The sequence below is a fragment of the Brachyspira sp. genome, assembly GCF_029258575.1.
Classification (GTDB): Bacteria; Spirochaetota; Brachyspiria; order Brachyspirales; family Brachyspiraceae; genus Brachyspira.
Genome location: NZ_JARHYI010000076.1, coordinates 1 through 9426, shown reverse-complemented (window position 1 = coordinate 9426; position 9426 = coordinate 1). Strand labels below are relative to the sequence as shown.

At 24.9% G+C, this 9426-nt stretch carries 10 protein-coding genes; 8 read left to right on the top strand and 2 right to left on the bottom strand.

From position 1 onward, the window contains the following. The coding region (locus tag Q1J76_RS06150) for a tetratricopeptide repeat protein (RefSeq protein WP_300368378.1) at positions 1-421 on the bottom strand (421 nt) is incomplete at its 3' end. 675 nt (positions 422-1096) lie between these two features. Here Q1J76_RS06150 and Q1J76_RS06145 point away from each other — a divergent pair. The 4 genes from Q1J76_RS06145 (at position 1097) to Q1J76_RS06130 (ending at position 4804) form a co-directional block, all read left to right on the top strand. After that, positions 1097-2380, top strand: coding sequence for an adenylosuccinate synthase (locus Q1J76_RS06145; RefSeq protein ID WP_300368376.1), 1284 nt, complete (start codon positions 1097-1099; stop codon positions 2378-2380). 258 nt (positions 2381-2638) lie between these two features. Further along, positions 2639-3883 (top strand): phage capsid protein, encoded by a 1245-nt coding sequence (locus Q1J76_RS06140; RefSeq protein WP_300368373.1) that lies wholly within the window; start codon positions 2639-2641, stop codon positions 3881-3883. Between the two features lie 103 nt (positions 3884-3986). After that, positions 3987-4229, top strand: a complete 243-nt coding sequence (locus tag Q1J76_RS06135) for a hypothetical protein (RefSeq protein ID WP_300368371.1) — start codon at positions 3987-3989, stop codon at positions 4227-4229. Positions 4230-4378: 149 nt separating this feature from the next. Then, positions 4379-4804 (top strand): ImmA/IrrE family metallo-endopeptidase, encoded by a 426-nt coding sequence (locus Q1J76_RS06130; RefSeq protein WP_300368367.1) that lies wholly within the window; start codon positions 4379-4381, stop codon positions 4802-4804. A gap of 109 nt (positions 4805-4913) precedes the next feature. Here the strand turns inward: Q1J76_RS06130 and Q1J76_RS06125 are convergent, their stop codons facing one another. Continuing rightward, positions 4914-6185, bottom strand: a complete 1272-nt coding sequence (locus Q1J76_RS06125) for a PD-(D/E)XK nuclease family protein (RefSeq protein ID WP_300368365.1) — start codon at positions 6183-6185, stop codon at positions 4914-4916. Between the two features lie 202 nt (positions 6186-6387). On the opposite strand from Q1J76_RS06125, the gene Q1J76_RS06120 reads away from it, so the two are divergent. The 4 genes from Q1J76_RS06120 (at position 6388) to Q1J76_RS06105 (ending at position 9149) form a co-directional block, all read left to right on the top strand. Then, positions 6388-6669 (top strand): hypothetical protein, encoded by a 282-nt coding sequence (locus Q1J76_RS06120; RefSeq protein ID WP_300368363.1) that lies wholly within the window; start codon positions 6388-6390, stop codon positions 6667-6669. A 27-nt stretch (positions 6670-6696) separates the two neighbouring features. Continuing rightward, positions 6697-7350: a hypothetical protein gene (locus tag Q1J76_RS06115; protein WP_300368361.1), complete on the top strand. Its 654-nt coding sequence runs from the start codon at positions 6697-6699 to the stop codon at positions 7348-7350. A gap of 168 nt (positions 7351-7518) precedes the next feature. Next, positions 7519-7887: a phage capsid protein gene (locus Q1J76_RS06110; RefSeq protein WP_367182088.1), complete on the top strand. Its 369-nt coding sequence runs from the start codon at positions 7519-7521 to the stop codon at positions 7885-7887. A 218-nt stretch (positions 7888-8105) separates the two neighbouring features. Then, positions 8106-9149: a phage capsid protein gene (locus Q1J76_RS06105; protein WP_300368355.1), complete on the top strand. Its 1044-nt coding sequence runs from the start codon at positions 8106-8108 to the stop codon at positions 9147-9149. Positions 9150-9426: the final 277 nt, after the last annotated feature.

The window sequence follows — 9426 nt, the reverse complement described above, 5'->3', positions numbered from 1 at the left end:
TAGTATAATCAAATATTTTTGTAAATGCATATTTAATCATATCTTCTTTTTTATCATCTTCTTTTAACTCTGCTTTATAATTAGGATTATTCAAATCATTTAAATCAATAATATTACTTGCATATTTGGATTTTTCTTTATTGTAAATAAGTTGATTTTCTTTATACATTTTCAAATATGATTTTGAGAGTCCTCTATTAAAATATGCCTTCTCATAATTAGGATTTAGTTCTATAGTTTTAGTTAAATTCTCTATTCCTTTATTATAATTTTTTAAGTCAAAGTAACAATTTCCCTTAAAAAAATAAGCATCTTCATCTTTATCATCTTTTTCAATGGCTTCATCACATAGTTTTATTGCTTCTTCAAAATGTTTTTCTTCTATTAGTTTTTGTATTTTTGTTTTTAATTCTTCAGTCATAAATAATCCAAAAATATTTTTTAACATTAAAATATAATTAATTATAAAGCATTATAAAAATATTAAAACAATATATAATTGATTTTGGTATTTTAAAATTGAACTTTTGTATAATTTTTAACATGGTATTGATTATAATAAATAAGTTTACTGGCATTAAGAATTTATAATTACATGCTTAAACTTTTAAGTTTTTAATTTTGTATTCTTATTTTATGAAACTTACATATATAGTAGAACTTCTTCAAATGCAGTTCTTTTGCTTCTTTTATACCAATAAAAGAACTGGGAGTTGAGCAAAGCCCAAAGTATAAAAAAGTATATACTGAATTTTTCTTAAGTTTGTCAATTTTTTTGTTGTTATTTTTCCCTATGAAAATATTAAAATAATATATAGTTTATAATATTTTTAATATTAGTCTTTTTGCAACTTGAAAAAATCTGCTATGGTATTGGTAAAAAGTTGAGGTAAAAAATAAAATTATGTACTTCATAGAAAAGTCCTGTAAATATTTTCATTTCATAACATTATTATAAATAGAAATTTCTAATCAAATCAGCTTGAAATTCTTAGAAAAAATTAATATAATAGCCATTGTGTGTTTTGTATAATATTTAAATAAAATAATATTGCTATAAAACATCTATTATTAATAATAGATTAAGGAGTTAAAAATGGCTTCAGTAATTATTGTAGGTACTCAATGGGGTGATGAAGGTAAAGGTAAAATAGTTGATTATCTTGCGAATAAATGTGAATATGTTGTACGTTCTCAGGGCGGAAGCAATGCAGGTCATACTGTTGTAGTTGATAATATTAAATATAAATTAAGACTTCTTCCTTCTGGAATACTTCATAAGGATAAAGTATGCATTATTGGGAATGGTGTTGTAATTGAACCCAAAGTTTTTTTAGGAGAAATTGATTCTCTCATAGAAAAAAAAGTTAATATGTCTAACTTAAAAATATCAGACAGAGCACATGTTTTAATGCCTTATCATAAAATATTAGATGAGATGCAGGAAGAGGATTTGGGAGAAAATAAAATAGGAACTACTAAAAATGGAATAGGTCCATGCTATATGGATAAGGCTAGCCGCTTGGGGATAAGAATAGTTGACTTAATGAATAAAGAAACTTTTGCTAATAAATTAAAATTTAATGTTGAGATTAAGAATAAGCTTCTAAAAAAACTTTATAATCATGAAGGCATTAATTATGATGAGCTTTTAAAAGAATATTTAGGATATGCTGAAAGATTAAAGCCCTATGTAGCAGATACTACCACAATATTAAATAAAGCCATCAAAGAAAAAAAGAATATACTTTTTGAAGGTGCTCAGGCTACTATGTTAGATTTGGATCATGGAACTTATCCTTTTGTAACTTCATCTTATCCTGCCGCAGGAGGTGCTTGTACAGGTTCAGGAGTAGGTCCTAGAAAGATTGATAATGCAATAGGTGTTGTTAAATCCTATTCCACAAGAGTTGGGGAAGGACCTTTTCCTTCAGAGCTTTTTGATGATATAGGTCAGTTTATAAGAGATAAAGGTGGAGAATATGGTACTGTTACAGGAAGAGCTAGAAGATGCGGTTGGCTTGATGCATTTGTTGTAAAATATGCTTCTTATGTTAATGGGCTTGATTCTATTGCTATTACTAGGCTTGATATATTAGATGAATTAGATAAATTAAAAATATGTGTAGGCTATAAATATAATGGAGAAATATTGGAAGGCTATCCTGCAGATTTAGATATACTTTCTAAAGTTGAGCCTATTTATGAGGAATTTGAAGGTTGGAAAACTAGCACTAGAGAGATAAGAGAATACGATAAACTTCCAGAAAATGCTAAAAAATATTTAAAGAGATTAAGCGAAGTTATTGAAACAGATATATCTATTGTATCAGTTGGTGCAAGTAGAGATGAAACTATAATAGTGAAAAATATTTTTTAATAATTAATTTATGATTTATAATTAAAGCCTGCATTTATTATACATGAATGTAGGCTATTTTTATAAAGAATTTATTCAAGATATCATATTTAAAACTATATTTACATAATCATATTTTTTATATTTTGAAATTGTCATTTTATTCTCTTTTAATACTTAATATTATTTTAACACTATTTTATTAAACTTATAATCACTTATATTTTTTATATATAATAGAAATTAATAAATAAAATTATTAATTAAGGATTTATATTTATGATAAATAATGAAGTGCAACAAAATCAATCAAGAATAGAAAAAATTATTGAAGAGTATGATAATAAATTGAAAGATAAAAATAGAGAAATAGAAAAATTAAATGATGAACTGAATAGAATATCAACAAGTAACTATAATTCAGGCATACCCAATGTTATAGAGAATAGGGGAGATGAAAGCGATGATTTTTCTTTTCCTTATAAATGGGCATTAACCTGTAAGAGAATGGAAAGTTCTATTTATCTTGAGCCTATACTTCAATTTTATAGAGGAGTTTTTAATTCATTTAATTATTTTATAGAAATACCAAAAGAATGCGAAGATAAAGAAAGAATAAATAATGCATATAACTTTTTTGTAAGTCAATTTGAAAGATCAGGAGGACTTAAAAATTTAATAGTCAATGTTTCTTATAATGCTTTAGTTTATGGTTTTTGTTTTTTTACTCCTAAATTAGAAGTTATGCCTGCTAGTACTTACGGATTTAAAGGAAAACTTGACGGTTTAAGAGGATTTAAATATTATGATCCTTCTTCAATATACAGATTTAATTTTAATGATAATGATATTGATGAAATAAAAAGTATAAGTATTATAAAAAGACACAAAGGAATTTTTAACAGCTATTCAAATTATGATGAGGGCAGTATTGTTGATATAGATTTTGATTTAGGATTAGCAGGATATGCAAGTTATGGAAGTATTGAAGGTGATATTATAGGAAAACCATTCTTATACAGTGCATATTCTCTTTGGCAAATTTTGGAATCTATGGATAATAGTTTTAACCGCAATTTAAAAAATATAGGTGAGCATAGTTTTAATTTCATAGCTAATACAGAGCTTAATGATAGTAAGAGAAAAGAAGCAGAAAGAGAAATAAGAAATTTCATAAATAACAGCGGTGGAATTTTTATTTCCAAGTACGGCAAAATAGAAAAGATAGAAAGTATTGACGCTAATGAATGGTATAATTTTAGAGATAGTATGCTTTCAGCTTTATTCAAAAATAAGGGTGTGGATATTAAAGCACTTGGTCTAAACAAAGGAGCTACTAAATCATTAGCAGAACTAACTCAGGATAATGCTTTACTTATGGCAAGCGATATAGTGTCAGGTATAATCAATTATATAAATAATAGTTTTATAAAAAGATACTTTGATTTGAATTTCAAAAGTTTAAGGCTCTCAGGCGAATGTGATTATTTCAGAATTTCTCATTCTATAGAGAATAATAATTAATTTTTATAATAAATTATAGTTGCTTAATAATTTAACTTTGTATATACTATATATAGAAGTTATTTTTAGTAATTGAATTAAATAAAAAATTAAGGAGGCATTTATGGCAGTTAAACTTTTCAGCAAAGAAGAATTGCAGAAATGCACTACAGAAGAAGAAGTGAATGCATACTTTGATTCTTTGGGTATAAAAGAAGATGATTATGAAACTAAAATAGATGCTCTTACAAAAGCCTGCAATTCTAAAGCTATAAAATATTTTGGTAATATATCATTAGAAAAAAAATATAATGATATATTAGTAATGTTTTTAGATGAAGAAGTTAGAATGTACAGGGGATTTTAATTTTGTATGTCTAAATTAAATTTACAAGAAATAGCGTACAAATGCGGATATAATAATGTTTATAGTGAAACAAAAAAACAATTTCTCATTGGAAGAGTGCAATAGAAAATATAGTTCTTGAAAATAGACAATCTGATTTTAGAAAACATTTGAAAGAAAAAGAAAAACAAGGCGATATTCTAAATAATAGAGATTTTAGAATATTAAATATAGCTTTATATAAAATTTTTATAAAAGAGAAAAATATCAGTAGTTATGGTTTTTTGTCTCCAGATGAAGATCCGTATGTAGATATTATAATCATAAATAAAAATATGACAATTCCTGAAAAAAGATGTGTTGTAGCACATGAATTAGCTCATATTATAGTTGAAAGAATATTAAAAGAAAAAAATACAGCTATCAATTGGGACAATATAGATGAAGAAGAATTAATGAATACTATAATGTGTTATATATTATATGATAAATCAAATTTCTATAAGGATAGGAGTAAATTAGAAAAATTTATGGCTGACGGAGTTTCTGAATTTAAAAAGTTAAGAGAATCTATAATTAATAATTACGGCAATTAATTTTTAAATTAACAATTAATATAAAAAGGCTTGGTATTAATTTACTGAGCCTTTTTTATTTTATAATTTTTTGTAATAATTATAACTCTAATATTGTTATATAATATATTTATTTTATTACTTCTTCTATTTTTTGTACAATTTTTCTTATTTCATCAGCTATTTCCTTGTAGCTTTTATTTTCATTGTAAAAAATAATGTCATTACTTTTGGAAATATACCAATTATCACAATTTTTTATTGGTTTTAATTCTACAAAAATTTCACATAATTTTATAAATGTTTTATCGTTTGATGTATCTTTTTCTGTATAATATTGTATATTATATTTTTCTTTTAATAGATTTATATATAATAATAGATTAGTATTTATATCTATACGAAAATACCAATTATCATTTTCTAATATTTTTTCGTAATTAGATTCATGTCCAATTTTATAATCATTTAATTCATTTACTATATTTTTATAAAATTCTTTTTTGTAATCATCAAATACTAACGCAGCATTTTCAAATAAATTTTTCATTTCTTTTATATTAGATAATTTTGTAATATCTATATCTTTATTAGCAGAAAGTATTTTTTCTACAAATTCTCTAATAACTGCTTTTTCCATATTGTCCTCCTCTGTGGTATTGCTTATAATTTTTTCATTATCTCTTATTTGTATCAATGAAGAATATATTGATTGATATTTATCATTTTCTTTTAAGAAATTGTATTCTGTTTCTGTTAAAATATTATCTATCCACTTTGCTATATCATTATGTGATAAATAGCATATTCTATTTTCTATTTCCAATTGTTCTCTTAATTCATCATCAATGCTTTTATTAGAAGGTATTCTTTCATCTGGAGTTAAATAAACTATAAATATTTTATTTTCATCAATTTGAGTTTTTCTATTATCATAGTATAATTTTAATTGTTCTTCTCCGTCATCAGCATCAATTTTATTCTCTATAATTATTTCAAAATTTTTAGATTGAATTAATATATCAATTCTTCCTTTTGGTATACTAAATTCTTTATAGACTTTAATATCATTTATATTTTTTATTTTTTTATTTTTACATTTATTTTCTATTATGTATTTAGAAAATATTTTTGCAAAATTTATTTCTATATTATTTTCTTTGAAAGATGTATTAAAGAGATTAAATAATAAAAAACTATTTGGAATTTCAATTCTTGATGCTTCTAATAAATTGATAATATTTATTTGCGGAGCTAATTTTTCTTTCCCTTTATTTATTTCATTTATGATATTTTCTTTTTCAAGAATAAAGTCTTTTAAATAGTTTAATAAATTATTTTTATACTGAGAATAATAAGATATAAAGTTTGATAAGAAATTAATACAATTATTTTCATTCATAATAATTTGATTATAGCAAAGTATATATTTTTGTAAAGTATATATTTTTGTAGGAAAAAATAAAAAAAATTAAGTTTCTACTTATAATCACTTATATTTTTTATTATAGATATATAGATATACAGATGTATTTATATTCTGTATTATTAATGGTAAATATAAATAAACCATCATTAAATAAATTATATATTAAGGAGATAGTATGCTAAAGAAAAAATATAAAATTTTGGGAGACAGTTTCAAGCAGTATATACCTATTTCAAAAAATACTTTTGCTGAAACTAAAACCAATAAAATCACAGAAAAAAATATTAATGAGCTGATAAAATCTTTTGAAAACAGAACTGTAGAAATATTTGTCTATAAAGGGCATAAAGAAGATGAAGAAAGAGAGGCTATTGGAAAAGTTGTAAGTTTAGAAAAAGATAATGAGGCTATAGGGCTTTATGCTGTTATAGAATGGTTTGATGAGAGTATAACATAGAAAAAATCTTTTTATCCTTCTATTGAGATGGTGGGAAAAAAATCTTATGAAGATGAAAATTTTATTTACTGGGAGAATTGCGAAATCAAGGCCGTTGCTGCAGTGGAATATCCTGCAAGCCGTAATGTTGATTTACTTTGTGCTAGTGCAATTATAAGTAATAATGAAGAAAATATTAACGGAGAGTATATGCAGAAATTAAAAAATGTATTAGAAAAATTAATAAGTGAAGAGGAGGAAGTTCAAAAAGAGGCAAGAGCGGAATTTGTTTATTTGTTTAAAAATGATGATGACATTCAAAATATAGTTATTGACATGATAGTAAATAAATTGAAAGAGGATAGTAAAGAAGATAATAAAAAAGAAAATAATAATACTGACAAACAAAATTTAAATAATTTAGATAATAATAAAGAATTAAATCTTTCAGCTGTAACCTACGGAGATTGGTGCAATGAATATGCTGAAAGTCAGAATGCTGTAAGATGCTCTTCAAAATCAGAAAGCTCTACATATACAAAGGCTAGAAAACTTTTTAAGGCAGGACTTAGTAAAGATGAAATAATATCAATAGTGAGAAATGATTTAGTACCTATAGGAATAGGAAGCGGAGAGAAAATCAATTTATCGGCATTAAGCGAAGAAAATAAGTACAGCGAGATAGCAAAACTATTTAAATAATATTTATATTAAATAATTTTAAGTTTGTAACAATAAATTTATATTTTCAATTTGACTGCCGTAAGATATTGCATTTATCAAAATGGAATTAGTATGTTTTTTATTTGCACTTTTTGCGATGGGAAAAAGTTGAACAAATCTAATTTTTTATATAAAACGGAGTCTATAGTGGCACAAGGTTCTATAATAAAAGCAGGAATTCACAGCGATGAAAATAATCTTCCTAAAAAAGGTTTTCCTGTAACAATAAAAAATAAAAATGGAAAAGGGGTTTTCTCACTTTACAGTGACGGCAATGTATTTGTAGGTGTTGCTTTGGAAGATGCTTTTTCTTATAAGGATTTAAAATTAAAATCAAATATGATATCTGTTTGTTATGACGGAATAGTAAATGCCGTTACAGCTGAAAGTGTTGCTGCAGGCGATATAGTAACAGCATCGGATAAAGGATTCAAAAAATCATTAGATGGACATGGTAATGGAATAGTGATAAGAGGTGGAAGCAATTATGCAGAAATACTTTTGAAATCTGTATAATAAAAAATTAAATTTATAGTTTTAATCATTATTTTATTATTACTATCATACATAAAATATAGTCAGCAGAAGTAAGTATCAAATTTATTTAACAGCTTTAAAACGAAAGCTACCCTTACAGGTGGCATAACAACAAACAGTGATAAACAAGCAAGTGATAATTTTAATTATCACCTAATTAAAAGCAAGTTTATGATTAGCGACAATAGGAGTTTCAAATGAGCATACCTAATTTACAAAATATACAAAATAAACTTTTTCCTATAATCAATAAAGAAATGCCTAGATATATGGGACAAACTAATTTCGTGAGTAAATATATACCTGAAATTTTTGTAGGCGTTTCTCAGGGAGCCATTGGAGGAGATTTAGATAATACTGCTTTCAATCTTAAAAATATGTACGGCGGTACTTCATTGGGAGATTTAAATATTTTTAATGAGTATCCTAAACATGAGGCTAGAGTTTTCAAAATGGAGCCTGAAGAATATTATATAGGCATAGATATAAATAGAATAGAAGAAATTAATGAGCTTTATGCAAGAGATGAGAAGAAGGCAGGAGAAGAAATTTTTAATTATATTGCACAAAAACTAGTTTCAAGATTAGGACTTTTAAGAGAGAGAAATCTTGCTGCAAAAGTTACTGATGCTTCTCTTTATGGAAGTACTAATACTGTTGATTTAACGGCAAAACCTATAAGTACTTGGACTGAGGCTGATATTGATAATTTCTTTTCTTCATTTATAGATTTGGCAAAATATTTGAATTATGCAGTAGGCGGAAATTTGTTTAATGATAAAATGGAACTTCAGGATAACGGACAGAAACTTTATATAGTTATACCAATAGATGTATATATAAAACTTCAAGGCTTATTCAGATTATTTTCTAATTATATATCAATGATAGGAAATAATGCTAATGGAAAATATAAGGCATTCAGACCTGATATTTTTAATGCAGTAACAAGCGGAATTACAGTTGTAGGAACAGCATTTAGAGTTGCTGATGATCATGAGGTTGAACAGAAATATCAATTAGAGAATCTTACCGATATATGGACAGGTTCATCAATTTATATGTTTACAACTTCTTCTAATATTTTGGATATGGCTTCAATAAAAGAGGTAGTATATTTAAATCATGATATAAGAGAGGTTGATATATTAGGTAATAATTTATGGAGAACAAGAACAAAGAGATGCACAGTAGCTTCTAACCCTTACGGATTCTGTAAAATAGATTTGAGTTTGTCTTAATTATTATTAAATAGTTATTTTATAATATTGATTAAAATTAAAAATGCACTTTTTACAACTTTTTTCGGTGGGAAAAGTTGAACAAAGTGCATTTAAAAATAAAAAATAATTATTACAGAGGTATTATGTCAAAGAAATCTTTATTATTTTTTTTAGAGAATAGTATTACAAATAAAGAAATAAAAAAAATGATTATGTAGTTGCTAGAGTTGGATATTTTTTTAGAGATGTGCATGAGAGAAGATGCAAGGTGATAGTGGAAAGTAATTTAAATATA

What these genes read in the sequence shown, in the direction of transcription:
- Q1J76_RS06145 (WP_300368376.1), top strand. Translation starts at nt 1,097, where the DNA reads ATGGCTTCAGTAATTATTGTAGGTACTCAATGGGGTGATGAAGGTAAA.
- Q1J76_RS06140 (WP_300368373.1), top strand. Translation starts at nt 2,639, where the DNA reads ATGATAAATAATGAAGTGCAACAAAATCAATCAAGAATAGAAAAAATT.
- Q1J76_RS06135 (WP_300368371.1), top strand. Translation starts at nt 3,987, where the DNA reads ATGGCAGTTAAACTTTTCAGCAAAGAAGAATTGCAGAAATGCACTACA.
- Q1J76_RS06125 (WP_300368365.1), bottom strand. Translation starts at nt 6,185, where the DNA reads ATGAATGAAAATAATTGTATTAATTTCTTATCAAACTTTATATCTTAT.
- Q1J76_RS06120 (WP_300368363.1), top strand. Translation starts at nt 6,388, where the DNA reads ATGCTAAAGAAAAAATATAAAATTTTGGGAGACAGTTTCAAGCAGTAT.
- Q1J76_RS06115 (WP_300368361.1), top strand. Translation starts at nt 6,697, where the DNA reads ATGGTGGGAAAAAAATCTTATGAAGATGAAAATTTTATTTACTGGGAG.
- Q1J76_RS06105 (WP_300368355.1), top strand. Translation starts at nt 8,106, where the DNA reads ATGAGCATACCTAATTTACAAAATATACAAAATAAACTTTTTCCTATA.